At 37.0% G+C, this 26680-nt stretch carries 28 protein-coding genes and 1 pseudogene; 7 read left to right on the top strand and 22 right to left on the bottom strand.

The features are described 5' to 3' along the window. The 8 genes and pseudogenes from ACLBXA_RS01070 to ACLBXA_RS01035 all read right to left on the bottom strand — a co-directional run. A pseudogene (locus ACLBXA_RS01070) lies at positions 1-2353 on the bottom strand (DNA translocase FtsK); the annotation flags it as partial. A gap of 154 nt (positions 2354-2507) precedes the next feature. Continuing rightward, positions 2508-3461, bottom strand: a complete 954-nt coding sequence (locus ACLBXA_RS01065) for an N-acetylmuramoyl-L-alanine amidase (protein WP_044783339.1) — start codon at positions 3459-3461, stop codon at positions 2508-2510. A gap of 47 nt (positions 3462-3508) precedes the next feature. Next, positions 3509-3853 (bottom strand): hypothetical protein, encoded by a 345-nt coding sequence (locus ACLBXA_RS01060; RefSeq protein WP_000813350.1) that lies wholly within the window; start codon positions 3851-3853, stop codon positions 3509-3511. 224 nt (positions 3854-4077) lie between these two features. Beyond that, on the bottom strand, positions 4078-4692 hold the full coding sequence (gene ytpR / locus ACLBXA_RS01055) for a YtpR family tRNA-binding protein (RefSeq protein WP_001006776.1): 615 nt from the start codon (positions 4690-4692) through the stop codon (positions 4078-4080). Continuing rightward, positions 4689-5501, bottom strand: a complete 813-nt coding sequence (locus tag ACLBXA_RS01050) for a DUF1444 domain-containing protein (protein WP_000784606.1) — start codon at positions 5499-5501, stop codon at positions 4689-4691. Before ACLBXA_RS01050 ends, ytpR begins: the two co-directional genes overlap by 4 nt. A gap of 78 nt (positions 5502-5579) precedes the next feature. Beyond that, complete coding sequence (locus tag ACLBXA_RS01045; protein ID WP_000838193.1) at positions 5580-5894, bottom strand: thioredoxin family protein; 315 nt, start codon at positions 5892-5894, stop codon at positions 5580-5582. 82 nt (positions 5895-5976) lie between these two features. Further along, complete coding sequence (locus ACLBXA_RS01040) at positions 5977-6486, bottom strand: DUF84 family protein (protein WP_000869954.1); 510 nt, start codon at positions 6484-6486, stop codon at positions 5977-5979. A gap of 282 nt (positions 6487-6768) precedes the next feature. After that, complete coding sequence (locus ACLBXA_RS01035; protein WP_001031517.1) at positions 6769-7842, bottom strand: M42 family metallopeptidase; 1074 nt, start codon at positions 7840-7842, stop codon at positions 6769-6771. A gap of 148 nt (positions 7843-7990) precedes the next feature. On the opposite strand from ACLBXA_RS01035, the gene ACLBXA_RS01030 reads away from it, so the two are divergent. Then, complete coding sequence (locus tag ACLBXA_RS01030) at positions 7991-8302, top strand: PepSY domain-containing protein (RefSeq protein ID WP_000118541.1); 312 nt, start codon at positions 7991-7993, stop codon at positions 8300-8302. 158 nt (positions 8303-8460) lie between these two features. Here the strand turns inward: ACLBXA_RS01030 and ACLBXA_RS01025 are convergent, their stop codons facing one another. Both ACLBXA_RS01025 and trmB read right to left on the bottom strand, forming a co-directional pair. Then, positions 8461-9315, bottom strand: coding sequence for a YtnP family quorum-quenching lactonase (locus ACLBXA_RS01025; protein WP_447617081.1), 855 nt, complete (start codon positions 9313-9315; stop codon positions 8461-8463). 69 nt (positions 9316-9384) lie between these two features. Continuing rightward, on the bottom strand, positions 9385-10038 hold the full coding sequence (trmB, locus tag ACLBXA_RS01020; protein WP_001239383.1) for a tRNA (guanosine(46)-N7)-methyltransferase TrmB: 654 nt from the start codon (positions 10036-10038) through the stop codon (positions 9385-9387). 229 nt (positions 10039-10267) lie between these two features. Between trmB and ACLBXA_RS01015 the strand changes: the two genes are divergently transcribed. Beyond that, the gene (locus tag ACLBXA_RS01015; protein WP_001122235.1) at positions 10268-10546 is read left to right on the top strand and encodes a YtzH-like family protein; all 279 of its coding nucleotides are present in this window, start codon (positions 10268-10270) and stop codon (positions 10544-10546) included. Positions 10547-10549: 3 nt separating this feature from the next. Here ACLBXA_RS01015 and ACLBXA_RS01010 read toward each other — a convergent pair whose 3' ends face one another. The 4 genes from ACLBXA_RS01010 to pepV form a co-directional block, all read right to left on the bottom strand. Then, positions 10550-11347, bottom strand: a complete 798-nt coding sequence (locus ACLBXA_RS01010) for a phosphotransferase family protein (RefSeq protein ID WP_002081999.1) — start codon at positions 11345-11347, stop codon at positions 10550-10552. A 227-nt stretch (positions 11348-11574) separates the two neighbouring features. Beyond that, positions 11575-13716 (bottom strand): type I pullulanase, encoded by a 2142-nt coding sequence (pulA, locus tag ACLBXA_RS01005; RefSeq protein ID WP_000921756.1) that lies wholly within the window; start codon positions 13714-13716, stop codon positions 11575-11577. Positions 13717-13927: 211 nt separating this feature from the next. Next, entirely contained in the window at positions 13928-14473 is a 546-nt protein-coding gene (thpR, locus tag ACLBXA_RS01000; protein WP_000373845.1) for an RNA 2',3'-cyclic phosphodiesterase, read from the bottom strand. Between the two features lie 119 nt (positions 14474-14592). Continuing rightward, entirely contained in the window at positions 14593-15999 is a 1407-nt protein-coding gene (pepV, locus tag ACLBXA_RS00995; protein ID WP_001274235.1) for a dipeptidase PepV, read from the bottom strand. A gap of 357 nt (positions 16000-16356) precedes the next feature. Here pepV and ACLBXA_RS00990 point away from each other — a divergent pair, with 357 nt between their 5' ends. Next, complete coding sequence (locus ACLBXA_RS00990; protein ID WP_000805512.1) at positions 16357-16578, top strand: DeoR family transcriptional regulator; 222 nt, start codon at positions 16357-16359, stop codon at positions 16576-16578. A 79-nt stretch (positions 16579-16657) separates the two neighbouring features. Here ACLBXA_RS00990 and ACLBXA_RS00985 read toward each other — a convergent pair whose 3' ends face one another. Further along, a complete protein-coding gene (locus tag ACLBXA_RS00985; RefSeq protein ID WP_001234948.1) occupies positions 16658-17386 on the bottom strand; it encodes a pseudouridine synthase in 729 nt (242 codons plus the stop codon). A gap of 41 nt (positions 17387-17427) precedes the next feature. After that, positions 17428-19080, bottom strand: coding sequence for a putative polysaccharide biosynthesis protein (locus tag ACLBXA_RS00980; RefSeq protein ID WP_447617080.1), 1653 nt, complete (start codon positions 19078-19080; stop codon positions 17428-17430). 294 nt (positions 19081-19374) lie between these two features. Here ACLBXA_RS00980 and ACLBXA_RS00975 point away from each other — a divergent pair, with 294 nt between their 5' ends. After that, positions 19375-20646 carry a BaiN/RdsA family NAD(P)/FAD-dependent oxidoreductase gene (locus ACLBXA_RS00975; RefSeq protein ID WP_000558871.1) on the top strand — a complete coding sequence of 424 codons (1272 nt, stop codon included), beginning with the start codon at positions 19375-19377 and terminating at the stop codon, positions 20644-20646. A 203-nt stretch (positions 20647-20849) separates the two neighbouring features. Then, on the top strand, positions 20850-22289 hold the full coding sequence (locus ACLBXA_RS00970) for an MDR family MFS transporter (RefSeq protein ID WP_001228024.1): 1440 nt from the start codon (positions 20850-20852) through the stop codon (positions 22287-22289). A 38-nt stretch (positions 22290-22327) separates the two neighbouring features. Here ACLBXA_RS00970 and ACLBXA_RS00965 read toward each other — a convergent pair whose 3' ends face one another. Together ACLBXA_RS00965 and ACLBXA_RS00960 are read right to left on the bottom strand one after the other, a co-directional pair. Further along, on the bottom strand, positions 22328-22651 hold the full coding sequence (locus ACLBXA_RS00965; RefSeq protein ID WP_000098837.1) for an ArsR/SmtB family transcription factor: 324 nt from the start codon (positions 22649-22651) through the stop codon (positions 22328-22330). After that, a complete protein-coding gene (locus ACLBXA_RS00960) occupies positions 22652-23083 on the bottom strand; it encodes an SRPBCC family protein (protein ID WP_447617079.1) in 432 nt (143 codons plus the stop codon). A gap of 421 nt (positions 23084-23504) precedes the next feature. Here ACLBXA_RS00960 and ACLBXA_RS00955 point away from each other — a divergent pair, with 421 nt between their 5' ends. Further along, positions 23505-23732 carry a DUF3973 domain-containing protein gene (locus ACLBXA_RS00955; protein WP_000498990.1) on the top strand — a complete coding sequence of 76 codons (228 nt, stop codon included), beginning with the start codon at positions 23505-23507 and terminating at the stop codon, positions 23730-23732. Between the two features lie 34 nt (positions 23733-23766). On the opposite strand, the gene ACLBXA_RS00950 is transcribed toward ACLBXA_RS00955, so the two are convergent. Together ACLBXA_RS00950 and ACLBXA_RS00945 are read right to left on the bottom strand one after the other, a co-directional pair. Further along, positions 23767-23949 (bottom strand): sporulation protein Cse60, encoded by a 183-nt coding sequence (locus tag ACLBXA_RS00950; RefSeq protein ID WP_000621751.1) that lies wholly within the window; start codon positions 23947-23949, stop codon positions 23767-23769. 1 nt (position 23950) lies between these two features. Beyond that, the gene (locus tag ACLBXA_RS00945) at positions 23951-24187 is read right to left on the bottom strand and encodes a DUF2553 family protein (RefSeq protein ID WP_000533804.1); all 237 of its coding nucleotides are present in this window, start codon (positions 24185-24187) and stop codon (positions 23951-23953) included. 254 nt (positions 24188-24441) lie between these two features. Here ACLBXA_RS00945 and ACLBXA_RS00940 point away from each other — a divergent pair, with 254 nt between their 5' ends. After that, on the top strand, positions 24442-24936 hold the full coding sequence (locus ACLBXA_RS00940) for a CarD family transcriptional regulator (RefSeq protein WP_000451446.1): 495 nt from the start codon (positions 24442-24444) through the stop codon (positions 24934-24936). Positions 24937-25006: 70 nt separating this feature from the next. Here the strand turns inward: ACLBXA_RS00940 and ACLBXA_RS00935 are convergent, their stop codons facing one another. Both ACLBXA_RS00935 and glcU read right to left on the bottom strand, forming a co-directional pair. Further along, positions 25007-25792 (bottom strand): glucose 1-dehydrogenase, encoded by a 786-nt coding sequence (locus tag ACLBXA_RS00935; RefSeq protein WP_000286680.1) that lies wholly within the window; start codon positions 25790-25792, stop codon positions 25007-25009. 13 nt (positions 25793-25805) lie between these two features. Then, positions 25806-26663 (bottom strand): glucose uptake protein GlcU, encoded by an 858-nt coding sequence (gene glcU, locus ACLBXA_RS00930; RefSeq protein ID WP_000350863.1) that lies wholly within the window; start codon positions 26661-26663, stop codon positions 25806-25808. Positions 26664-26680: the final 17 nt, after the last annotated feature.

Raw genomic sequence — 26680 nt, 5'->3', positions numbered from 1 at the left:
CTTCCACTTGTGATTCTACTACCACCTGCTGCATTGGTTGTTCTTCCACTTGTGGTTCTGCTACCACCTGCTGCATTGGTTGTTCTTCCACTTGTGGTTCTGCTACTACTTGTTGCACTGGTCTATTCTCTACTCGTACATTAACAGAATGCTGCATTGCATTTGCCCTAGCTGCATGTCTTTCCATTAATCGTGTTCTATCTTGTTTCAACATAACAACATTAAATGGTACATGACGCTTTTTCTCACGTTTTGGTTCTTCTTTTTTTACAACTGGTTGTTCTTCTGCGACCGGCGCTTCTTCTACAACTCGTTGTTCTTCTGCGACTGGCGCTTCTTCTACAACTCGTTGTTCTTCTGCGACTGGTGTTTCTTCTACAACTCGTTGTTCTTCTGCGACTGGCGCTTCTTCTACAACTCGTTTATTTTCTTCTGTTTCTGCAAGTAAAACATTCGCAAAGCTTTGAACGTCGTTCTTTGTCTGTTCATCAGCCTCAGCTACATGTATGAATTCACTCTTTTGTTCAATCGCTTCATCTTCTTGCTGAATTTCCTCAAGTGCTACAAATGTCTCTACTACAGGCGCTTTTATTTCTGCAATCACTTCTACTTCTTCTGACTCTTCCGTTTCCGCAATTACTTCCACTTCTTCTGGCTCTTCTGTTTCTGCAATTACTTCCACTTCTTCTTGTGCTTCTGTTTCTGCAATTACTTCTACTTCTTCTAGCTCTTCTGCTTCTGCAATTACTTCTACTTCTTCTAGCTCTTCTGTTTCCGCAATTACTTCTACTTCTTCTAGCTCTTCTGCTTCTGCAATTACTTCTACTTCTTCTAGCTCTTCTGTTTCCGCAATTACTTCCACTTCTTCTGGCTCTTCTGTTTCTGCAATTACTTCCACTTCTTCTAGCTCTTCTGTTTCCGCAATTACTTCTACTTCTTCTGACTCTTCCGCTTCTGCAATTACTTCCACTTCTTCTGGCTCTTCTGTTTCTGTAATTACTTCCACTTCTTCTGACTCTTCTGCTTCTGCGATTACTTCTACTTCTTCTGACTCTTCTGTTTCTGTAATTACTTCTACTTCTTCTGACTCTTCTGCTTCTGCAATTACTTCCACTTCTTCTGGCTCTTCTGTTTCTGTAATTACTTCCACTTCTTCTGGCTCTTCTGTTTCTGTAATTACTTCTACTTCTTCTGACTCTTCTGCTTCTGCAATTACTTCCACTTCTTCTGGCTCTTCTGTTTCTGTAATTACTTCCACTTCTTCTGGCTCTTCTGTTTCTGTAATTACTTCCACTTCTTCTGGCTCTTCTGGTATTTCCACAATGATTGTTTCTGCAAGTTTTTCTTCTGCTTTGACAATCACTGATTCTTCTGGAGCTTGCTTTTCCACTTCAATAGTAGGTTGTTTTATTTCTGTATTACGTTTAATTTCTTCTGATAATATTGTATCCTCGTGCTCTACTTTAGAAGCCACTAATTCTTCTTGTAGATTGTTTTCGTTTAACACCACTACATCTTTTTCTAGCTTAGCACTTTCCATCTGCTCAGCTACTGTTTTATGAAGTAATTCATCCGCTGAAACTTCCTGCGGTGTACTCATTCCTTGAATCACTTCTTTTTCTTCTACTAAAGGCTCTTGGCGTTCGATTTCATAACCGTTTTTCTCTAGCCATTGATCAACAACTGATTTTTCTTGCTTTTTATCCTGTTGACCAACCGATTCATGACTAGGCGAAGAAGACGTTGCTTGCCCTTCTGAGAAATCTGATAATGTATATCCTTTTTTCTCTAACCATGCATCAACAACTGCTTTGCCCTCTACAGATATTTCAAGATCTTCTCTTTCTTTTACTTCCTCCTGCTTTTCAACCTTTTTCTCTACTGAAGGACGATTATATCCATAAATTGGCGAAATCATTTCTGTTGGACGAAATGGTCTACGGTTACTCTCTTGCGAAGGTGCAGATGCCTTTTTAACGACAGCCTCTCGCACCGGTTCATATTGTACTTCCGGTTCTTCATATGTAGAAACTACCTTTTCCACATACGGTCGTCTGCTTCTTTCCACCTGTATTCCTCTTTGAGCAGTCGGTTCTTCATATGTTACTCCTTGAACAGGTTGTTCTTCGAAGTGATCTACTTCTCTTTCATCCTCTTCATCGAACCCATTATCCGGTACTAAAGGAAAACGGCATTTACCTGCATTCCTACTTGCCATTTGTGCTTCTCTTGCTTCAGTGTAGTGGTTTACACGAGGAATTTTCGGCTGACTTTCAATTTGCTTTTGTACTTCTTTATTCAACGCTGTTTGTTCTTCCTCTTTGTTAAACAACTTTTTCATCCAATCTAACATGCTTACCACTCTTTCTACTAAATAGTAACATCCTTTATTGTATCAGCATTCGGCAAAAAGTGCAGGTAAAATTAAGCATGTCATATTTATCCACAATATTCTAATTTACGAGTGTTTCATATGGAAAAACGCAGCCTTTCATGTAAGACTGCGCTTAAGCTTTACGCTTCCGATATGCATCTATACTATCCGTTACACTTTGCAATAAAGAATTTACATACTGCGGGTCAGATAATTTTTTATCTTCTTCAAGATTTGACATAAACCCAAGTTCTAATAGTACACCAGGTACTTTGGACCAATTAAATCCAGAAAGATCATCCCTGAATTTAATTCCATTTACTTTCACTTGCTGGTTCTCCCTCATTTTATTTACAATCATTTGAGAGATTTGAAGGCTTTCCGCATAAATCTCTTTCGTATGCGGACTGTCTTCTGCTGGCGTCAATACAGCAAATCCACTTTGGTTTGGATTTTCAGAACCATCTGCATGAAGACGTAAAAATAAATTTGCCTTATGATTGTTTGCGAATGTCGCCCGTTCTTTATTACTTATATCAACGTCTTGTGACGTTCTCGTCATTAATACTTGCATTCCCTTCGCTTCTAACTTTTCTTTTAATACGAAAGCCATTTCTAATACAAGTACGGCCTCTCTTTTTTTCGTCACAACACCAGTTGTACCATCTGTGACTTTATATTTTTGTGTTGTTGCCCCTGGCCCAATCGGCTCTAAATTTAAATTCGCTTTTTGTTGATGCCCTGGATCAATAACGACGAGAAACTTCTCTTGTTTTTCATTACTCTCTACTTTTTGTTCATTATTTTGCACTGGTTGCTCAGTTGGCGGCACCGTTGTAGTTTCTTCTTTCTTTTCCTCGGCTGATACTTCCTCTTGCCTATGTTCTACTTGCTCATTCGTTTGAATTACTTGCGATTCTTCGTTCTTTTCTTGTTCTTGCTGCTTTTCTACCGGTGCGTCTTCTTTGGTATCTTTGTTTTTCTCTTGTATAGAAGATGTAGTTTCTTTTTTCGGCTGCTCTTGTGAACAACCGGCCATATATATTCCAATGAATACAATCATGCTCATTATTTTTATATACTTCATACTTCATACTTCTCTCCCATCACTTTGCACCGGATTCAAAGTTTTTCTTATAATTGCCCTATAATCTCATCCATATTTCCAATATAAACTGGCTGCCATGTTTCTGTACCACGTTCTGCAGTATAAACTGGATAAGCGTCATCATCTATATTTACGAAAACTGGATCGCCCATATCCGTTTCATATCCAATTGCAATCCATCCTTCTTGCCACTTTCCGTTTTCTTCACTTATTAATGAATTTTTATGTTTATCATATCGGTAACCGATTTGTCCTTTTTCTAATTCACTTTCACTAAACACATATATTTCATAAGTACCTAGCTCAACATCTTGCTGTTTTGAAGTTTCAATTCGTTTTAGAAGTTCTGCGATTTTTGGTTGTTGTTTCATACGCCTATCCCCTTCTGTTTTTCTAAATTTTAACTAGTTTGTTTATAAAATACAATATAGATTTTAAGACAAAAGGTGACACCTTTATCATATTTACGATTTTTTGAGTATATCTATCACAACTCTCAATATATTAACGATTCAACACGAAATTTCGACTTACCAACAAAAATGACAAAAAAGAGAGGCTGCCCAAAAGGACAACCTCTCTTTTCTTATATCAATTAAAATTTAAACTCTTGTCCAACTTCAAAGCTATCTTCTAATACAAGAATACCTTTTTCTTGTGGAGCGTCTGGAAGCTCTAATTCACGTGCAGAGCAGATCATTCCAGAAGAAGGAACACCGCGAAGTTCAGCCGGTTTAATTAACATACCGCTTGGCATTACAGCGCCGATTTTCGCAACGACAACTTTTTGTCCTGCATCAACGTTTGGTGCACCACATACGATTTGTAATGTTTCTGTACCGATTTCTACTTTACAGATGTTTAGCTTATCAGCATTTGGATGTTTCTCTTTTTCAGCTACATAGCCTACAACAAATTTCGGAGAAAGATCTGCTTCTACTGTTTCTTCAAAGCCATTCTTCGCTAAAACTTCGTTGATTTTCTCTACAAGCTCTTTCGTTAATGTAAGGTTTCCTGTTTCTTTTACTTCTAAGTAAGAAGATGCATTAAAGATGTTGAATCCTCCCGTTACGTTGCTTTCACGATCATAAACGCGTGCAACATCTCCTTTGCGATCAAAAGTACGGTTCTCTAAAGTAATATCTTGTAAGGCAACAATTAAAGTGTCACCAATTCCTTCAAGGTTGTAAAAAACGTTCACTTCGTTCATCCTTTCTCTTTTCCATCTGTCTTCTTCCGATTTTTCGCTAAAATAAAGATTGGTTCAAATTCTCCATCTTCATATACGAATGAAAGTGATGTAATCGGAACATGCCCTTCGGCAAAAAATTTCATTGTCATTTGTGCAATAATATCATAACCGATTTCGTTGACGATATCAGCAATAATTAATACATCTTGGTGAGGAACAGCAACAACCATGTCACCAGAAATCTTTTCACGCATCGATTGTAGTAACGATTCGTTTAAAATACGAGTCGCGTCATACCCATCATTTGTGTTTAAAAAGTAGAATGTATTACCCGCTACTGTGTCTTGTTTAAATTCATAACCTAATGAGCGTGCGTTGAATAATGCCATTTCACGCACTTGCTGTTCTGTAAGTTCTAATTTTTGTAACAGACGTTCATCAATTAGTCGATACGTTTTATTCGAATCTAACGCATAGTAAATACGTGTTTCCGCCGTATGATCCGTCATAATAAACGGATTTCCTTCTTCTGCTTGTTTCGGGAAAGAAGTAGAACGAATAACAGGTAAAATTTTTGCTCCGCTATTTTCTTCTTTATGCATCGCAATTAGCGCTTCTTGTACGTAATAAGCAACTTCTTCAATTGCCTTTTCTTTGTTCACTTCCCATTTTGCTACAACTCCTGGAAGTGATACGTTAATACCTTTTTTCGAGTCTTTCTGTTCTATACGTAGAACCTCTTTCTCGCTATCATACTGAAAGTCCCACTCTGGACGAGATAATTTCTTCATTAACTCGTCTTTCATCTTTTTACTTGTCATCTTCATCTCTTTTTCCTCCCTTCCAAAAAAATAACCTCCCCCGCGAAGGTAGAGGTTGTTTTACAATTCAATTGGCAAATTGCCTTATTTTAAACCTTCAATGAACTCTTCGATTTGTTCTTGTGTTTTACGATCTTTGTTTACATAGCGACCAGTTTCTTCACCTTTATTGTACGCTACAAAGCTCGGAATGCCAAATACGTCTAATTTTACACATAGATCAATAAACTCATCACGATCTACATAGTAAAATGAGAAATCACTATATTTCTCTTCTACTTCTGGCATAAATGGGTCTACAAAACGGCAGTCTGGGCACCATTCTGCTGAGAACATAAAGACTACATTCTCTTCATTTTTTAATTGTTGGAATTGCTCCATGCTTTCTAATGACTTCATCTATATTTCCTCCTCTAACGAGTGCATTTTTCATGTTATAATCTTTCTTTTATACTACCATACATCGCGCATGGTGCAAGGTTTATGCTTGCTTTTTGTCATACTTATATTGCCCAACAAGTAACTTAACAACGTGTACAAATAATTCCGTGCGATCAACATAATCATCTGTAAAAATACCAATCGCTCCTTCGTGACTACGAATATCTTTTCTATGTACAAACTCTTCCATCACTTCACTTAACTCCTTGCCATCTTCAAGAGGTGCTAAAAAATCGTCTGGTAACGTAATACGCGCTCCTCCGGCCACAAATACTTTCCCATCACTTGTTGCTAGCGCGCCCCAGTTACACATAAATAAACCGTGCTCCGTTTTCATCACACCGCCTTCTAGCCCAATACCAATTGGAGCTTCTCCTTCCTCTAGCGCTCGCTTCGCTCTATTAATCGCTCCTTGCATCGTCTCTTCATCTGAAAACGGCTGGTTTGCTACTCCTGAAGGAACAGAAAGAGATGTAATTGTAGCATCTTTCCAAACCTTCTCCACAGCACCAACTTTCGTTTTATTCTTCGATCCAACTACTACTTTCATTTCGTTCACCTCTATAAAAATTCATCATTCTATTCTAATATCCGCATCAGATACGAATTAAGTATCAACCACTACCACATATCACCAAGTCATCTATTCAGCCTAAAAAAGAAGGTTTTTTCTAGCAACATTACCGTCTTCGAAAACAAAAACAGCCTTCCTCTCACTTCCTACTTGGAGTCTTCATACATCATTCGAACACCAATTAAGCACTGACCGCTCCCAATCATCGCTGGGTCATCTATTCAACCTAAAAAAAGAAGGGTTTTTCGCCCTTCTTCTCTACGCGTTATTCTTAATTGTCTCTAACGTCGTTTTATCTGTTGTTCTTACAAGCTTCGTAATTAATTCTTTCGCCGCTGCATAATCATCAACATGTAAAATTGAAGCATGTGTATGAATGTAGCGTGCACAAACACCAATTACTGCTGATGGGATACCAGAGTTACTTGTATGTACACGGCCCGCATCTGTACCACCTTGTGAAATAAAGTATTGGTACGGAATGTTGTTTGTTTCTGCTGTATCTAAAATGAATTCGCGCATTCCTCTATGTGTTACCATCGTGCGATCGTAAATACGAAGAAGAGCACCTTTTCCTAATTGACCGAACTGCGTTTTGTCACCAGATGCATCGTTTGCTGGACTTGCATCAAGCGCATAAAAAATGTCTGGTTGAATCATATTTGCAGCTGTTTGCGCTCCGCGAAGGCCTACTTCTTCTTGTACAGTAGCACCAGAATATAATGTATTTGGTAATGTTTCATCTTTTAATTCTTTTAACAATTCGATTGCAAGACCACATCCGTAACGGTTGTCCCAAGCTTTCGCCATAATTTTCTTCTCATTTGCCATCGGTGTGAATGGGCAAATCGGCACGATTTGTTGTCCTGGTTTTACACCAATTTCAATCGCATCTTCATAACTATCTGCACCTATATCAATTAACATATTTTTTATATCCATCGGTTTTGCACGTTGCGCGTCACTTAATAAATGAGGAGGAATAGAACCAACAACCCCAATAACAGGACCATTCTTCGTCATAACTTGTACACGCTGTGCTAATAAAACTTGGCTCCACCAGCCGCCTAACGTTTGAAAACGAAGCATTCCATTTTTCGTAATTTGTGTAACCATGAAACCTACTTCATCCATATGACCTGCTACAAGAACACGCGGGCCAGTTTCGTCCCCTTTTTTCAGACCAAATACGCTACCTAAACCGTCTTGTACAATTTCATCCGCATATTTGCTTAATTCTTGTTTCATAAAACGGCGTACATCATGTTCAAAACCTGATGCCCCCTGTAATTCTGTTAACGTACGAAATAATTGTAATGTCTCTTTATTCACGAAGTCCCCTTCTTTCAAACCTTAGTAGAATACCTCTTTTATTGTAACGAAATTTTCGAAATGTTTCTAGTTTCTTCTTTTTTAACTGTATTTGCTTTATAATTATTATTGGTACACTATTTTTATTTTATAGAATTGAGGTGAATATATGAGTTGGAAAGGTTTAGTAGCAGGTCTTGGCGTTGGGTTCGCAGCTGGTTATCTCGTTGCAAACAAAGTACAAGAACAATCCCATATTTCTTCAGAAAAAGCATTGAAAATGGTGAAACAAGCATTAAGTCATAAAGGTGAAATTACTGGCTCTTGGGTACATATGGTTCCAGAGACATTTGAAAAATATGATGTCGCATATGAAGTTTATCGCGGCGGTCTTACAACAATGTTAGATGATATACAAGAACGATTTGAATTTTTAGTTGATGCTAAAACAGGTACTGTTTTAGAAGTTATAGCAGCATAAAAAGGAGGGTTCCCATTAGGTGAACCTCTTATTTTTTTGAAATTGTGGGTATTGATTAAAATTATATCAGCGATTTTCCGAATATATCGACTTACCGACAAAATCCGATAATAAAAAAGAAGCTGCTCCAACAAATATGATGGAACAATCTCCTCTTTTTAAGCTTCTATACTCGTTTTCCGTTCTATTTTTTCTACAATATGTCCTTCCTCATTCCACTTCACAGCACGATAATATGCGTCATGATAAAACGTAAACCACGCCTCTTTTTCAGCACCATACTTCATCCACTTTTGCTTATTTTCAATCGAAGTCATCGGATAATCATCGTATGCCATTACCCATAATACATTTTGATGCGCGTGTGTCGGCAATAGGTCTGCTAAATGTAGCATCGTTTCTCCTTGACTCTCCAAAGCGATAACTGCATGTCCATCGCTATGACCACCGGTATGCGTCATCTTGATTTCATCTGTAATTTCTATTTCTTGCTGGAACGTAACAACTTGATCTACAATTGGCTCCCAATTTTCCTTCCAATATGTATTACGTGATCTAATGTTTGGATTCCTCATTTCATTCCACTCTGTTTCACTTACGTAAACTTTCGCATTTGGAAATGCCGGTACAAGGTGATCATCTTCCCATTTTGTTAGACCAGATGCATGATCAAAATGAAGGTGTGTCATTAAAATATATTGAATATCTTCAGGCTTTAATCCCTGTTTTTCTAACGATTCATAAACCGATGATTCTTCTGTTACACCTTGATTTCGTTTCATCTTCTCATTCAACTTACCGTTTCCTATTCCTGAATCAATGAGCATATTTCCATCTTTCGTTTGTAATAGTAACGGATCTGTTCGTAAGTAAATATGATTTGTGTCATTATGTGTATATTTACGTGACCAAAGTACTTTCGGCACAACACCAAACATTGCCCCTCCATCTAAATGTGTATTCCCGCCTTTTAACCACGTTACTTTTATATCTCCAATTTGTAACTGTTCCATTACACATCCCCCTTTTAATTAATCTTAACATAAAATTCTGATTATTTTAGGCATAAAAAAACCTATGCATTACTGCATAGGCTCTGTACGATATTTTGCTTCAACTCGGTAAATACGATGACCCTTACTAGAGAATTTCTCTTCGTATTCAGTCATGATGTTACCTTCAAAGTCGCTGTTATGAAGATCTAAGCTTAAGTACGTTAGTAACATACCATACTCAGCCATACTCATAAGAGAATATTCAAATAAACCTTGGTTATCTGTTTTAAAATGAATTTCTCCCCCTTCTACTAACACTTCTTCATAATTACGTAAAAACGTTTTATACGTTAAACGACGCTTCGTATGACGCTTCTTTGGCCATGGATCTGAGAAGTTTAAATAAACGCGATCAATCTCACCTTTTGCAAAGAAAACTGTTAAATCTTCAGCATCTTTATTAATTAACTTTAAGTTCGGCACTTCTTCTTCAATTAATTTATCAAGTGCATCTACAACAACACTTGTGAATTTTTCAATTCCAATATAATTAATATGTGGATTCGCTTTTGCCATATCATACATAAAGCGGCCACGACCTGTACCTACTTCAATATGAATTGGTTGTTCATTTCCAAATACTTCTTTCCAGTTACCAGCGCGCTCCTCTGGGTTTCCGATTACGATATGTGAATACTCGTTAATTCGATCCATTGCATATGGTTTATGTCTTAAACGCATAGATGTCTCCCTCTCTTTACAAAACTATTTTAAAGGAATAATTCCTTCTTTCTTTTTTTAATCAATCTACCAAACAAAAAACCAAGTACGTACGAGCACTCGGTCCGTTTCTTTCAAGTATAAGATGTACCATTTTGATAAAAACTACATACAGCATTAAACATTCCATGACGAAACAGCTTTTTCTCTTACATTTGAAGAGAAAAACAATCGAAAGGATGATCCGTTCATGCCAATTAATCAACAACATCAATTAGAAGTGCTGAAAGATATTTTAGTCAACCACCAAAGTGATTGCTGCGGGACAGTTTCAGAATGCGAGCAATTAGAGCGCCTCATTCAATCGTTACTCGCAAACGATAATATAAGTAGTGACGCTAAAACAATGCTAAACGATGTATATTCTTATAGTCAATCGGGTAAATCTTCCTCTAATTTGGACAACCATATTTCCAATAATCAAGAACAACTTACTCAGTGGATTGCTGGAATGGACAATTTTTCTTAAGTATTATTCTGAAGCAAGTAGTTGCTGTAAATATTGATGCCAATATTCAGCTTCTGCTTGCTGTTTTTTTGTTGTATGCCATTGAATAGACAAAATCGTTTGTGCTATCACATACCATCTCATACGCCTAAGCAGCGATTCATCCATTTCAATATCATAAAAACCGAGCCACTCACTCCACTCCTGGCGCGGAATGTACCAATATAATAACATACCAAGGTCTAGAGCCGGGTCAGCAATTACAGCTCCATCCCAATCAATTAGAAACAACTCATCTTCATCCGACAATATCCAATTGTTATGGTTTACATCACAATGGCATACAACAAATTCATTGTATTCAATAGCTTTTAATGAACCCATTAAATATTGAAGGCCTTGCTGAATTGTTTCATCATCCCTTATATCTCCTCTTAAAACGAGTTGCAGTTGTTGTAATAACTCTTGTGCGTGAAGCGGCTGCTTCCCAAGTCTTTGAATCATCTGTACAAGCGCTTTAGAGGAGTGTATTTTCTTCAAAAGTTTCGCAACACGTTCTAGTTTCATATCCTCTGGCTCTAGCTTCTGTCCCGGAAGCCATTTTTGAGCAGAAATTACATCACCATTCGTTACCCTTCTTGTCCAAAGTAATTTTGGAACAATTCCTTCTGCTGACAATACCGCTAAAAAGGGCGATGTATTCCGCTTTAAAAATAACTTCTGTTGTCCGTTTTGCGCAATATATGCATCGCCCGTTACTCCACCAGCCGGTACAAGACTCCACTCTTTTCCTAATAATTGTTCCAACCATTCCATATTCATTACCCGTTAACAAATCCTTATCTTTTATAGTTATGAAAAGAAAAACCGCAACATTTCTACACATGTTGTGGATTCATATATTTTACTGTAAATGAAAAGAAAAATTAGCCTAGGCCAAAAATCCTCTATTTTATTTTACAAAACCTGTCATAGAATGACAACTTATCAAAATCGTCACCTTTGTCAATTCTACATTTATTACATTCTCATCGTCAAGTAGCGATTTGTCACATTATCGTCAATATATACGTGCTAATTGGAGCGAGCCTAAGTTCCTTTCCTCTAAATGAAGAAATTGGATCTATTTTCGCTTCGTTTTCGTTTACTAACACATGCCACGTTTCTTCTTTCGGAAGTTGCACCGTTTTAGCTTCTAAACCGCTATTAAATAAAACGACAATCTCTTTCCACGGTCCAAACGATTTTACATTTTGCAGGTGGTATGCAAGTACTTCTGTAGATGTTTGTAAAAAAGTCATATGTTTTTTTATAAGGTCTGCGTTTTGTAATCGGAATGCCCCATGCTCTTTACGAATCGCAATTAAACCTTTTATATAGTTAACAGTCTCTATCTCTTTCTCTTTTTGATCCCAATCTAATTGATTAATCTCATCATTTGCATTATAACTATTTTCATTTCCTTTCTTCGTACGATAAAACTCTTGTCCTGCATGTAAGAAAGGAATGCCTTGTGAAAGAATAACCATTGCGCTCGCTAGCAGGTGACGTTTTTTCAAAATCGCTTCTGATTCTTCATTACTGCGCACTAGTTTATCCCACATCGTCATATTATCATGACATTCTACATAATTAATGCTTTGCGCCGGCTCTAGAAACAGCCCTGTTTCTTTCATACTTAAAAGACTTCCTGCTGCAATATACTGCAAATGATTACAGTCTACAGACCCACCAAATGCAAAACCACGCTTGTTTATATGAAATGTACTCCCTTTTATCCCATCACGAAATTGATCATTAAACTGCGCAATATGCGGCATGTTCTTCGCATTATTTAACGTTGCTTTTTCTTTGGCAGGAAGTGGTGTTTGTAAATCCCATCCTTCTCCTAATAATAAAGCATCTCGTTTTATGTTTCGTACTTCTTTTTCTATCACATTCATTGTATCAACATCTAAAATTCCCATTAAGTCGAATCGGAATCCATCGACATTGTATTCAGTAAGCCAATATAAAATAGACTCTACAATGAATTTCCTCATCATTTTCCGTTCAGACGCTATATCATTTCCGACTCCCGTCCCATTAGAAGGCATACCATCTTCACCATGACGAAAATAATAGCCTGGAACAAGCTTTTCAAATGATGATAGCTCTCTTTCATAAACATGATTATATACAACGTCTATGATCACCCTAATACCTTGTTCATGAAATGTTTCAATTAGTTGTTTGCACTCAACTATCCTGTTATACGGATCAGAGGGATTTGTAGCATAAAATCCTGTTGGTGCATTGTAATATAATGGATTATACCCCCAATTATAGGCGGACGAAGGATTCGCCTCATCTACACCACCGAAACAATATAAAGGTAATAGTTCAACATGTGTAACACCTAAATCTTTTATATGAGACAACCCTGTTAACGTCCCGTTCCGTCCCGTTGTTCCCTCTTCCATCAATCCTTTATATGTTCCCTTTTGACTCACTCCACTATTTTGATGTATAGTCGCATCACGAATATGCAGTTCATACAATATGGCATCTGTCATTGATTGTAATGGTGGTAATCCCTCTCGTCTTGTTACACTCGTTTTTTCTAAATCGATAACAACACCGTGTTTGCCGTTTACCGTCACCGACTTTGCATAAGGATCCACAGCTTCGTTCCATATTAAATTAATACAAACAAGAAATGTATAGCATGCTCCGTCTAAATCCCCTTGTAATGTTTGAATCCAAACTCCGTTTTCTTCTCTGTACATTTCATGATCGGTATATTCTTTATCACTCTTATAAATTCTTACTTTCGCAAGCCTTGCGGTTGGAGCCCATACTTTAAATGTCGTTTCTTCTTTTTGATACACAGCACCTAAATCTGTACCTTCGTAATAATGCTTTTCATCGAAAATTGTTGTTCGAATAACAGCACCTATTTGTAAATCCGTTTCTTCATTCCGTTCATCTCGTACTGTATAATACTTCCCCACATCTAGCGGCTCTTCTATAAAGCACTCATACTTCGTTGCATCTGGAAGTGCAATAGTATGAGCAATCGGTAAATCTTTCACATTACTTCCTTCTTGCAAACGAAATGTCCGACTTGTTCCATACGCATGTGGGAGCAAAATTGTAATTTTATTCATTTCATCTAAATAGGCATCAAATGGACGTTTTACTTTCAACATAAAAAAATCACCATCATTCTCAAAGTTAAAATAAAGTGAAACTTTAATGAGCGAGAAAATTTTCCCATCCTCACTTATTATTAGCCTTCACCAATCAGGCGAGATAAAATGAGCTGCAAATGATAAGGCTTTTCTTATCAACAAGACTCTATACAGTAACTCCATTCTTCTCTATAGTATATTCACCTGCATAAAAAACGTTTTCAACATTCTATTTTTGTAATTTTATTTCAGCAATCGATTTATACTTCGGGGTTTCTTTCACGTGGGATTCGTATAAAGTAATTGTATCTGCTTGAAATGATATTTCAGGCACTTCTTTTATACTTTCTAAATGAAACTTTTCTTCTCCTATCCATTTACGAGCAACAGTAATATGCGGATGATACGGGCGTGTTTCTAGAGAAAAACCATTTTCTTCACAAATGGCATGTACTTGCTTTTGTAACTGAAACAAATCATGATTCTCACTTACCTTCGCCCAAAGAATACGGGGCTGATCTTCCCTACCAAACGTTGAAAAACCTTGTAACGTGAACGATAGTTCTTTTGTTTTTATAAGTGTTTGTAATCCATTCTTTATCCCTTTTAACTGTTCTTCTGTCGCACCTCCTAAAAAGGAAAGGGTAATATGATAATCTTCCTTATGTACCCACGAGCGAAATGGTAATTTCTCATTCGTATCCTCTTTATAGTTAGACAGCACTTCTTTTATATGATTTGGTAACGTAATTGCGACAAAATAATGCCTATCCATGTACACCGTCTCCTTCTTTCTATTGTTGCTTTTCTTTCTTATCTCATTCAATTAAAAAGAAGCCGCCCTCTAAAGTAGAGAGCGGTCATTATTCATATATCGGCGATTAAAGTTTCACTTTACTTCGCTAATTCATGAATTGCTTGCGCATAAATTGCTGTTGCTTTTAATAAGTCTTCAATTTCAATGTACTCATCTTTTTGATGCGCAAGTTCTTCCTTTCCAGGGAATAGCGGTCCAAATGCCACACCAGCTTTTAATGAACGAGCATAAGTACCTCCGCCAATTGCTAATAGTTCTGCTTTTTCACCTGTTTGTTCTTCATATACACGTTGTAACGTACGAATTAATACGTGGTCTTTATCAACGTGATGCGGGCGTGAATTAGAATAGTCAGCTACTTCAAATCCATGCGTACCAACATACTCTTTCAACTTCGCAATTGTTTCTTCAAAGTTAGTTGTAACTGGGTAACGTACGTTTAGCCCTAAGTTACCACCGTTTTCTTTCGTATAAGAAAGGCGACCAACATTCACTGTTAACGGACCGCTAATTTCATCTTTATAAGCAATAGTAGCTTTTTCACCCAAAATATCACCAGTAAATGTTTCTGTTGCAAATGTCGCAAATGCAGTTGCTTTTCCATCAAGTGAAACTGTAGTCAAGAAGTTTGCTAATAATAAACCTGCATTTTCTCCTTTTTCAGGAGTAGATCCGTGCGCTGAAATTCCTTTTATTTGCAACGTCACTGTATTACCTTCTATGGTCGATTCCCCTATTTTTTTAGCAGTTTGTAAATACTCTTCATATGCTACTGTAAGTGCATTTACATCTTCTCCTGTAATAACCGCTTCTGCAAAATCAGGAACCATATTTAAACGTCGCCCTGAATCAAATGAAACAAGTTCATATGTACCTTTTTTCTCTTCACTACCATTTTGCACAACTTGTATATCAGAAATTCCTTTTTCTGCATTAATAATTGGAAAATCTGCATCTGGTGCAAAACCGATTGTTGGCATTTCTTCGTTTTTAAAGTAGTGATCTACACATTTCCAATTGCTTTCTTCATCTGTTCCTATAATCATACGAACACGTTTTGAAAGAGGTAAGCCTAATTCTTTCACAATTTTCATCGCATAATATGCTGCCATCGTTGGGCCTTTATCGTCAATTGCACCACGTGCAAAAATCTTTCCATCGCGAATATCCGCACTATATGCGGGAGTCGTCCAGCCATCTCCTTCTGGTACAACATCAACGTGACAAAGAATACCTACTAATTCTTCTCCTTGTCCCATTTCAAGATGACCTGCATATCCTTCTAAATTTTTAGAAGCAAAACCTTCAGCTTCTCCTTTATGTAACATGAAAGATAGCGCTTTTTCTACCCCTTCACCGAATGGTGCGCCCTCTTTCGCCGATTCTTCTTCCCATACACTTTTAATTTGTAAAAATTGTTGTGTATCACGAATTAAATCATCTTTTCGTTTTGCAACTTCTTCTGTCCAATTAATCGCTGACATCACGCATCCATCCTTCACTATATTATCTCTTTCATCATAGCAAACCGAAATCCCTTATGCCATACACGAAAACTAAATACCGAACAATTGTAATATTTCAGACATTTCTTATTAGTTTTTCTTTTATTTTTTCAAAAAAATTTGCAGGAATTTGGCGTTTTACGTAGAATTTTATGTGTTAGTTGACTGACCATATATACAATGTCAACTACCAATATTTTTCTATATGAATTTTTGTTAAACTTTTGTAAAATTTAAGTAGATTAAAGCATGAATTTTATCATGTAGAGTACAATGGTAGTAACGACCTTCTTTCCTGAATGGGGTCAAAAAAACTAGTAGAGGAGTGGTTTTCTCTTGAAACCTACAACTACTCGTATGCTAACACGCATTAAATCAATTTATATGTACATCAATGAAAACGGAACGGTAACGACGAAAGACCTTGTAGATGAGTTCGGGATCACACCGCGAACGATACAACGTGATCTAAATGTGTTGCAGTTTAATGAACTCGTGTATAGCCCTTGCCGCGGTAAGTGGACAACAACAGGAAAGAAAGTGAGAATGACCTCATAACGAAAAATAATTGTATGTAAATAAATACATACCCCTTTCTAACTATTAGAAAGGGGTTTTTTCTGTACCTATAAAGGTACTACTTTTCAGTATCTACTTGATATGTTCTTAACATTTCTACTTCTTCATCTGTTAGCTCTCGGTATTGTCCAAGTTCTAGTTCTTCATCTAATACTAACGGACCCATCTCTGTTCTCTTTAGGTAGACTACTTTTTTCCCTACCGCTTCAAACATACGCTTCACTTGATGGAATTTCCCTTCCGTAATCACAAGCTCAATTTCAGAAATATCATCGCTTTTCAATATTGTAAGCGCACCTGGCTTTGTTTCATAGCCATCGTCTAAAATAACACCTTTAGCAAACTCTTTTACATCCTCTTCTGTTACTACTCCTGCAACGTGTGCATAATATTTTTTCGGCACATGCTTTTTCGGAGATAATAATTGATGTGATAACTTCCCATCATTTGTTATCAATAAGAAACCTTCCGTATCGATATCAAGTCGTCCAACTGGGAACGGATCAAAGATTGCATCTTCTAATTCTAATAAATCTATTACTGTTTCATGATTATCATCTTCCGTCGCTGAAATAACACCTTGTGGTTTATGCATCATTAAGTAAACAAACTCTTTGTATTCCACAACTTCACCGTGAATCATAACTTCTTGCTCTTCTACATTTACATGAACTTTCGCATCTTTTACTGGCGTTCCATCAATTTTCACAACGCCATCTTTCAATAATTTCTTTACTTCTTTTCTACTTCCATATCCCATATTCGCTAATAATTTATCTAATCTCACGTTTTTCACCTTCTTTATTTATCATAGAAAAGGGGACGTAATTACGCCCCTCTTGATTTCAACTTTATTTTAAATCTACTACCAAGTTTACGTTGAATTTTATCTAATGCTTCTCCGCCAAATACTCTTTCAAGTACTCCTGTGCGAATTGCTAACAATCCGTAAACAAGACCGCCAATACCTGTACAAATCGCAACTGTTATAAGAGCACCAATACGGCCATCAGGCGAAATCATGAAGGATAGAAGCCATTGTGATAGTTTTACAGCAACGACCATTATAAGTGTCAGTACTGCAATTTGGAATGTTCTTTTATATACAACACCGAATGAATAGTGTGCGTATTTTTTAATTTGTCGATTTGTATACCAAACAGAAGCTAAGAAACCAACTGCGGTCGCTAGAATTGCTCCTACTGTACCGAAATAACGAATAAAGATTACGTTACATACAAATTTCAAAATAACACCCATAATAAGCGCGACAATCGCATGCTTTTGCTGATTAATCCCTTGAAGAATTGCCGCTGTTACTGTAAATAAAGCAAATAACAATGCAACTGGTGCATACCACATTAATACTTGTCCACCTAATGGATCTGAGTCATAGAAAGCCGTGTAAATTGGATATGCAAGTGTTGAAATACCGATAACTGCTGGCAATGTTAAAAACATATTTGCCTGGAATGTTTGTGTAATTTGTAATTTCAAATAGCGGTATTGTTTTTCAGTAAATGATTTTGTAATTGCTGGTACAAGCGTTAAACTAAACGCTGTTGCAAGTGATACAGGAATCATAATTAACTTATGCGTCCACATTGTGAAAATACCCAGCGCTCGCTCTGCGATATCACCTTGACCAATCGCCTGCATAATTGAGTTAAATGTCAATGTATCAATTTGTTGATATAAAGGAATTGTTAACCCAATTACAACGTAAGGAATCGCATATGCGAATAACTCTTTAAACAATTGAACAGTACTTACTGTTGATTCTGGTACAGTTTGTTCAATTAAATATTGATCCAAATATTTTTTACGTTTTAACCAGTACCAAATTAACACACCGAGTGCTCCAACCGCTGAAACGAACGCAGCAAATGTCGCTACTCCAACTGCTGTTGCAACTGTACCGCCAAGTACTTTAATAACGATAAAACTACCAGCTAATAAAAAGACGATACGAATAATTTGTTCAATAATTTGTGAAACGGTAGTTGGTCCCATAGACTGGTGACCTTGGAAATAACCACGAATTAAACTCGCTGCTGGTACAACAATAAGTGCGAAACTTACAAGACGAATGATCGTCGTAACTTCTGCTACATTATTGTGTATACTTTGTTTACCAAGCATCGCTTCTGCAAACAGTGGCGCCGTCATGTACAGTACTAGGAACGAAAGAACTCCTGTTACTATCATCATAACCATTCCCGAGCGGAACATTCTCCGGCTCGTTTTATAATCGCCAAGCGCATTATATTTGGAAACAAATTTTGAAACAGCAAGCGGCACACCTGCCGTTGCGATACTTAAAAAGATCGTATATGGAATGTATCCATATGTATAGAGCGTTCCGCCTTCTGTGCCTACTAATGCATGAAACGGAAAGACGTAAATCATGCCTAAGAACTTTACTAAAAATGTCCCTAGCGTAACAATAAGCGTTCCGCGCAGAAATTTCGAATCGGACATACAAAAATCCTCCTACATCTACATAAAGTGAAACTATAATTAGTTGGAGACTTCTCTCCTACTCCTTATTAGTTGAACCATTCGAGCATTTACAGGCTAACAGACTCCCTATTTACTTCTCCTAAATCTTGAGGTTTTAGTCTTATCGCCTACAAATAGCAGGATAGTGCTGAACTCTAACTTTTGTATTGTACCACAATTCTCTCATTAAGCAGTACTTCACTCTATTTTTCTTTTAACGGAAAACATGCTATTCTTTTAGGCAGGAAATGTAGAAAATGAGGTCGATATATTATGCATTATGATGTTATTGTCATCGGCGGCGGTCCTTCTGGGCTAATGGCTGCAATTGGTGCTGCAGAAGAAGGCGCAAATGTCTTGCTTCTTGATAAAGGAAATAAACTTGGGCGTAAACTTGCAATTTCTGGTGGCGGACGCTGTAACGTAACGAACCGTCTACCACTTGATGAAATTGTTAAACATATACCAGGAAACGGTCGCTTCTTATACAGCGCTTTTTCTCTTTTTAATAATGAAGATATTATTACATTCTTCGAAAATCTTGGTGTTAAATTGAAAGAAGAAGACCACGGTCGCATGTTCCCCGTGTCAAACAAAGCGCAATCTGTTGTAGATGCACTTTTAACACGATTAAAAGACTTAGGTGTAAAAATCCGTACAAATACGCCTGTTGAAACGATTGAATATGAAAATGGTCAAACGAAGGCAGTTGTACTGCAAACAGGCGAAGTGTTAGAAACAAATCATGTCGTTATCGCTGTTGGCGGAAAATCCGTTCCTCAAACTGGTTCCACTGGAGACGGATACGCTTGGGCTGAAAAAGCAGGTCATACAATTACAGAATTATTCCCAACAGAAGTACCTATCCTGTCAAACGAGCCGTTTATACGTGATCGCTCATTACAAGGTCTTGCTTTACGTGATATAAACTTAAGCGTATTAAACCCGAAAGGAAAAGCTATCATTTCTCACAAAATGGACATGCTCTTCACTCATTTCGGCCTATCTGGTCCTGCTGCTCTTCGCTGTAGTCAATTCGTCGTGAAAGCACTGAAAAAGTTTAAAACGAACACAATACAAATGAGTATTGATGCATTGCCAGAGGAAAATAGTGAGCAACTATTTCAGCGCATGCTGAAACAAATGAAAGAAGATCCGAAAAAAGGAATTAAAAACGTTTTAAAAGGTTATGTCCCTGAACGTTACTTCCTATTCTTATTAGAAAAAAATGAAATTGACGGTAGTGAACAAGCTGGACAAGTTTCTCACGAAAAGATTCGTGCACTTGTGAAAGACTTTAAAGAGTTTACTGTGAATGTAAATGGTACGCAATCAATTGAAAAAGCATTCGTTACTGGCGGAGGTGTATCCGTGAAAGAAATTAATCCGAAAGAAATGTCTTCTAAATTCACGAACGGCTTATATTTCTGTGGAGAAGTTCTTGATATTCACGGTTATACTGGTGGTTATAATATTACATCAGCCCTCGTTACTGGTAGAATTGCTGGAACGACAGCTGGAGAAAACGCGAAAATGCAATATTAAAAAAGAAACAGGGATTCCTGTTTCTTTTTTTAATATTGCCATGAAATCATTATCGGCGATTTCTCAAATATATCGACTTACCGACAAGAAGCGACAAACATCTGCTCCATGTAACTTTCCATTGCTTTTTTGTTGCTTTATATACCTTAGTACCTTTATATTTTATATTGTTGAATATTTAAAAAAGGGTAAGGGGAAAACAAATGAGAAAAAAAGTCATGATGTCTTTAATGTTAATGACGTTTCTTTCTGCGGTAGAAGGAACGATTGTTAGTACAGCAATCCCTCGTATAACGAGTGATTTGTCAGGCGTCGAACTTGTTAGTTGGGTATATGCAATTTATATGCTTGCAACAGCTGTTTCGACTCCAATATACGGAAAGCTCGCTGATTTATTCGGCCGTAAAAAAGTTTTACTGATCGGAGCTACAATCTTTTTAGTCGGTTCTGCACTTTGCGGAGTCGTTACATCGATGGAACAATTAATTTTCTTCCGCGCTCTTCAAGGTATCGGTGCTGGTGCTGTTATGCCAATCACAATGACGATAATTGGAGACTTATATAGCGAAGCGAAAGACCGCGCGAAAGCACAAGGTTGGATGAGTGCCGTTTGGGGTGTATCCGGTGTTATCGGACCGTTAGTAGGTGGATTTTTAGTTGATTCCCTTTCTTGGCGCTATATTTTCTTCTTAAACGTTCCATTTGGAATTATCGCTTGCTTAATGATTGCAATTTACTACAAAGAATCTATTAAGCCCGCTAAACACCATATCGATTATCTTGGTGCAACAGTTTTTTCATTAAGTACAATCGCTCTACTATATGCATTATTAACAGGTAGCAGTAAGCAAAACTGGGGAGACATGACAATTATCGGCCTATTAATCTTTGCCGCTATTTCATTCATTATTTTCTTGTTCATCGAGAAAAAATCTCCGGAACCATTAATTCCTTTAACACTTTTCTCTAACCGTACATTATCTACGATAAATATATTAACTCTTATTGCTGGCGCAATGATTATTAGTATTACAATGTACCTACCAATCTGGAGCCAAGGTGTATTAGGAAAAAACGCTACAGAAGCTGGACTTATTTTAATGCCAATCCCTGTTATGTGGACATTTGGCGCTATTTTCTCTGGTAACTTAGTAGGCAAATTAAAAACGAAACAAATCATTTTACTTGGGGCTAGCATTTTATCAGTCGCTACGTTCTTATTATTTACACTATCAACCAATTCACCATCGTTCCTTATTTATGTAGCAGTTGGATTATTCGGCTTAGGAATGGGGCTTGTGACACCGATTTATATGGTAACAATTCAAGCAGCAGTCCCAGCTCATACACGCGGAACAGCTGTTGGTTTAAACACATTTATTAATACATTTAGTCAAACGTTAGGTGCTGCAATATTCGGTACAATCTTCAATACGATGATTCACGCACGTGGTATTAAAAATCTTGATCTTGTATCTGGTGGACATGGCGGTACTACAGCAAACGTAGTAACCGAATCACAATCCGCATTAGCATCAAGCGTACACGTCATTTATATGAGCACTTTCGTATTAGCAGTATGTACATTAATTATCGCTTGGATTTTATTAAAGCCAGCTACACAAACAAGTGAGCAACAATAAAAAGGATGACCATTTTGGTCATCCTTTTTACATAACATCTACTCTTCATTCTCCACAATATGTTTCAGCATGGATAATTTATTATCCCAAAAACGCTCATAATACGAGAGCCACTGTTGTAATTCTTCTAATGGTTCTGGATGCAAACGATATATCTTCTCTCTTCCGCTTTTTCTTCCACTTACTAAATTCGCTTCCGAAAGAATATGAAGGTGCTTTACAACCGCAGTACGACTCATCGGGAAATGATCCGTTATTTTGGAAATCGGTAACTCTTTGTCACTTAATAACCGTATTACTTCTCGGCGGGTTGGATCAGCAATTGCTTGAAATACATCATATTTCGCTGCTGACGAGGACACTTAGCCTTCGACAACCTTTTTCAGTTTTTCATTTACAATCGCTACCCAACCACCGCTCATTCTATCGCGAATAATAGAGCTCTTCGCATTTGCTTTCGGAAGAATTTCATCAGGATGTTTCCAGCCGCCGTGAATTAACGTAAATTCTGTTTTGTTATCTCCTAAGTCTTTCAAATTAAATGAAACAATCCAGCCATCTGTATCCCATGAGAAAGATAAATGGTTCGGCTCATCAATTTCTAACACTTTACATGGTGATGGCCCAAATGGTGATTGCACATGAAATTCATGTCCTACCTCTAATACAAAATCATTTGGCATAAACCATGACGCAATCCCTTCTGCAGTTGATACTACACTCCATACCTTTTGAATAGACGCGTTAAAAACGATTGTTTGTTTAATATCATTTAATGTATTTTTTTGTTCCATTTTCATTCTCCTTTACTCCGCGTTATAACATAACACCTTTTGGTTGTACTTTGATGATATAACACCTTTTGGTTTCATGTCAACGCTAATTCTTTTACTGTTGAGAAATTCTCAACATTTTTTCAACAGGACAAACACCCTCTTAGCATTTCCTCATAATATACTCACAAAGGCAATACAAAATAAAAACTTCTCTCAACATGAAACTCCATCATTCATATTGAAAGAAGTGCCTTACTTATATCATGCGTACTTCGTCTCTCCTCCTTCCCTCAGGGACAATACGCGAGATATGACAAATCAGAAGGAATATGCCCACCATTTGAGTAGGTAGTTATTTCTCTTCTCCTCAACATTTCCTTAGGAGCGAAATGACTACCGACTCACTTTTTTCAAACAAAATAAAAAGGGGTTGAACGCTATGTTCTATTGCATTAACTGCTCTGATATTCATCATGAAAAACATCCGAATGATAAAGTATTCAAAAACGGTTTTTATATTGATCCATTTTTAGGTGATCGTTATCACCTTGGTATGTGTAAAGATGCCCAAAACCATGAAACAGGGGAGCCTCTTTTAACGACAAAGAAATCAGGCACAACCCAATCTATTATGAACGTATTACCGACACATGTTGTCCCAACATAAAACATAAAAAAGAGCTGGATGAGCCAGCTCTTTTTTATGCTTTATAAACGATCATTGCTGAAAAACAATAAATTTGGTTTTCATCGTCGTTAATGGAAACACCAACTTGGTACTTAATATCTACAAAGTTGCTATCATCAATCTTTTTCAAAAAAACATTCACAGCGTCTTCTAAGTCTTTTTCGTGACTTTCATCAAACACTTTCACACGAATCATGTTAACACCATCCTAGATCGCAGCCCTCCGCCGCTTGATTATTGCCACGGTGCGTATCTATGATGCGATAAAACTTTCCATTCTCATATATATATCCGTCTTCTAACACATATTTTTTATCTTCAGTATAGACATAAAACTTACCTATCATAAATTTACTCGTATATAATTCCAAATAATTTGGTCTAAATTTAGCTACAACTTTATTTGTAATATCAATTTTTATTGTGCGCCCCACCTTCTCTCCCTCCTTTGCAAAGAACGGATTTAGGTATATTGTATTAGCGCTTTTACATTTTATGCTTAAAAATAAGTGGATATGCCTTCTTTCTTCACCTGTACTATTTTTCTAAAAAAATCACTATAAATAAAATCCCCAAAAAAACATAAAAAAAGCACTTTACCTTATTGACTCGAATATAAATATTATGTTATTATATAAAATTTGACATTTTTACATACGTATGCTATCATTAAAAGTGGTTACCACATATGGAGGTGGATGATTTGTTTCAAATTGGTGATAAAATCGTTTATCCAATGCACGGTGCAGGAATTATCGAAGCAATTGAAGAGAAAGAAATATTAGGTACTTCACGTCAATATTGTGTGATACGCATCATTAGTAAAGATATGCAAGTAATGCTTCCGATGGAACAATTAAAAAAATCAGGTATTCGTTATATCGTTGATCGAGGTACGTTAGATGATATACTTCTTGAATTTCAAAACGGGGAGTCAGACCCATCACTCTCATGGAAACAAAGATATACAATGAATATGGAAAAAATGAAAAATGGCAATTTACAAGATAGCGCAGAAGTGGTTCGGGATTTACTTCGCCGTAATAAAGAGAGAACATTAAATGCGAGCGAAAAACAAATGCTAGATAATGCCCGAAAAATGATGATTAGCGAAGTCGCGCTCGTACAAAATGTTACTGAACATCAAGCAACAGAATTTCTTCAAGATACAATTAATCATTAAATTTAAAATAGCTGAACGCTATTTTTTTTGTAAAAAGGACAAAGAGATAAAACTCTTTGTCCTTTTCATATTACCCACGCCCAGCTTGAAACGATGGATATAACGTCATTCCACCATCTGCAAATAGCGTAATTCCCGTTACATAACTCGCCTCTGAAGAAGCAAGCCAAGTTGCTACCGCTGCAATTTCTTCAGGTTTTCCAATATAGCCCATCGGTATCATACTTTCTACGTCAGCACGCTGCTTTGGATCAGCAAATTTTTCTGCATTTATCGGCGTATTAATTGCACCTGGCCCAATATTATTTACTCGAATACCTTTTGACGCATATTCTAGCGCTAACGTTTCTGTCATCAGTTTAATACCACCCTTACTTGCTGCATAGTGCACAAATAGTGGCCACGGAATTTTCTCATGAACACTAGACATATTAATGACAGACCCTTTAATATCATGTTCTACAAAATATTTAATCGCTTCACGACTTCCTAAAAAAGCACCTGTTAAATTTGTATTAATTACCCTATTCCAATCTTCAAGCGGCATTTCATGCGACGGTACCGCGTTTTCTATCCCTGCATTATTAATCATAACGTCAAGCGTACCAAACTCTTTCACAGCAGATTGAATGAGATTCACAACATCTGATTCGACCGTTACATCACCTTTTACAGCAATCGCTTCGCCGCCTACCTTTTTAATTTCTTCTAACACACCATTTGCTTCTGATTCTCGTGAGCGATAATTAATAACCACTTTCGCTTTTTCCTTAGCAAACCTCACTCCCATCGCTCTTCCGAGACCAGTTGCTGATCCTGTAATAACGACAACTTTCCCTGCTAAATCACTATACATTTCTATACCTCCTTTAACTTTTGGCTATACCTAACATAATTCCGGCTGCAATAATAAAAACGATACCGACAACGATACCCGTTAATTGGCGTTTCGTTTTCTTTTCACCTAATATAAGAATCCCACCAAGCGTGGAAATAATAATTCCCATTTGCGATAGCGAGAAACTTGTTGCGACTCCAACACGCGGCTGCGAAATGAATAAAAACATATTTCCAGCTGCCCAAATTAATCCTGGAATAATATTTCGGATTGCATATTTATTAAATGGCTGATGTTTAAAGGTAAGCAAAATCCCACCTAACACCATACCAACTGCTTGTGGCAACAAAGCTGACCAACCATCTACGTTAAATAGTCTAATCACTACAACGTAAACTAAATAACCGACTGTTGAAATTAATAAAATTACGATACCTCTTTTAAAGTTTGCTGCTTGCTCTGCATTTTTTTCTTCTTCACTTTGAAGCGATGTTAAAATAACACCGATAATAATACAAACGAGCGCTAAAATCCCAAGGACGACCGATATTGTCGTGGACCATTCATGAAATACGATAACGCCAAATAAAGTCGTCGCAACTAATTGAAGTCCTGTTGAAATTGGCATCGTCCTCGAAACACCCATTAAATCAATACTTTTTAATTGATTCGCCTGACCAAGCGCCCAAAATAAACCTGAAACAACTCCAACTCCAATAACGGTAGGTGTTAATACTGGCTTCATAAAAATATAAACAACAATTGAGAAAATAAGTGCTCCAAACGTTGTTCCGAGCGTTTGACTATACGGTCCCCCGCCCAGTTTTACATTAAATAGCACAATACTTCCCCAAAATATAGCTGGTAAAATTGCTAAAAATATATCCATCGCCCATTACCTTTCTC

Source organism: Bacillus sp. D48C (assembly GCF_053345735.1).
Note: the sequence above shows the minus strand (reverse complement) of the source record. Positions and strands in the feature narration are given on the sequence as shown.

What these genes read in the sequence shown, in the direction of transcription:
- ACLBXA_RS01065 (WP_044783339.1), bottom strand. Translation starts at nt 3,461, where the DNA reads ATGAAGTATATAAAAATAATGAGCATGATTGTATTCATTGGAATATAT.
- ACLBXA_RS01060 (WP_000813350.1), bottom strand. Translation starts at nt 3,853, where the DNA reads ATGAAACAACAACCAAAAATCGCAGAACTTCTAAAACGAATTGAAACT.
- ytpR (WP_001006776.1), bottom strand. Translation starts at nt 4,692, where the DNA reads ATGAACGAAGTGAACGTTTTTTACAACCTTGAAGGAATTGGTGACACT.
- ACLBXA_RS01050 (WP_000784606.1), bottom strand. Translation starts at nt 5,501, where the DNA reads ATGAAGATGACAAGTAAAAAGATGAAAGACGAGTTAATGAAGAAATTA.
- ACLBXA_RS01045 (WP_000838193.1), bottom strand. Translation starts at nt 5,894, where the DNA reads ATGAAGTCATTAGAAAGCATGGAGCAATTCCAACAATTAAAAAATGAA.
- ACLBXA_RS01040 (WP_000869954.1), bottom strand. Translation starts at nt 6,486, where the DNA reads ATGAAAGTAGTAGTTGGATCGAAGAATAAAACGAAAGTTGGTGCTGTG.
- ACLBXA_RS01030 (WP_000118541.1), top strand. Translation starts at nt 7,991, where the DNA reads ATGAGTTGGAAAGGTTTAGTAGCAGGTCTTGGCGTTGGGTTCGCAGCT.
- ACLBXA_RS01025 (WP_447617081.1), bottom strand. Translation starts at nt 9,315, where the DNA reads ATGGAACAGTTACAAATTGGAGATATAAAAGTAACGTGGTTAAAAGGC.
- trmB (WP_001239383.1), bottom strand. Translation starts at nt 10,038, where the DNA reads ATGCGTTTAAGACATAAACCATATGCAATGGATCGAATTAACGAGTAT.
- ACLBXA_RS01015 (WP_001122235.1), top strand. Translation starts at nt 10,268, where the DNA reads ATGCCAATTAATCAACAACATCAATTAGAAGTGCTGAAAGATATTTTA.
- ACLBXA_RS01010 (WP_002081999.1), bottom strand. Translation starts at nt 11,347, where the DNA reads ATGAATATGGAATGGTTGGAACAATTATTAGGAAAAGAGTGGAGTCTT.
- pulA (WP_000921756.1), bottom strand. Translation starts at nt 13,716, where the DNA reads ATGTTGAAAGTAAAACGTCCATTTGATGCCTATTTAGATGAAATGAAT.
- thpR (WP_000373845.1), bottom strand. Translation starts at nt 14,473, where the DNA reads ATGGATAGGCATTATTTTGTCGCAATTACGTTACCAAATCATATAAAA.
- pepV (WP_001274235.1), bottom strand. Translation starts at nt 15,999, where the DNA reads ATGTCAGCGATTAATTGGACAGAAGAAGTTGCAAAACGAAAAGATGAT.
- ACLBXA_RS00980 (WP_447617080.1), bottom strand. Translation starts at nt 19,080, where the DNA reads ATGTCCGATTCGAAATTTCTGCGCGGAACGCTTATTGTTACGCTAGGG.
- ACLBXA_RS00975 (WP_000558871.1), top strand. Translation starts at nt 19,375, where the DNA reads ATGCATTATGATGTTATTGTCATCGGCGGCGGTCCTTCTGGGCTAATG.
- ACLBXA_RS00970 (WP_001228024.1), top strand. Translation starts at nt 20,850, where the DNA reads ATGAGAAAAAAAGTCATGATGTCTTTAATGTTAATGACGTTTCTTTCT.
- ACLBXA_RS00960 (WP_447617079.1), bottom strand. Translation starts at nt 23,083, where the DNA reads ATGGAACAAAAAAATACATTAAATGATATTAAACAAACAATCGTTTTT.
- ACLBXA_RS00955 (WP_000498990.1), top strand. Translation starts at nt 23,505, where the DNA reads ATGTTCTATTGCATTAACTGCTCTGATATTCATCATGAAAAACATCCG.
- ACLBXA_RS00950 (WP_000621751.1), bottom strand. Translation starts at nt 23,949, where the DNA reads ATGATTCGTGTGAAAGTGTTTGATGAAAGTCACGAAAAAGACTTAGAA.
- ACLBXA_RS00940 (WP_000451446.1), top strand. Translation starts at nt 24,442, where the DNA reads ATGGAGGTGGATGATTTGTTTCAAATTGGTGATAAAATCGTTTATCCA.
- ACLBXA_RS00935 (WP_000286680.1), bottom strand. Translation starts at nt 25,792, where the DNA reads ATGTATAGTGATTTAGCAGGGAAAGTTGTCGTTATTACAGGATCAGCA.
- glcU (WP_000350863.1), bottom strand. Translation starts at nt 26,663, where the DNA reads ATGGATATATTTTTAGCAATTTTACCAGCTATATTTTGGGGAAGTATT.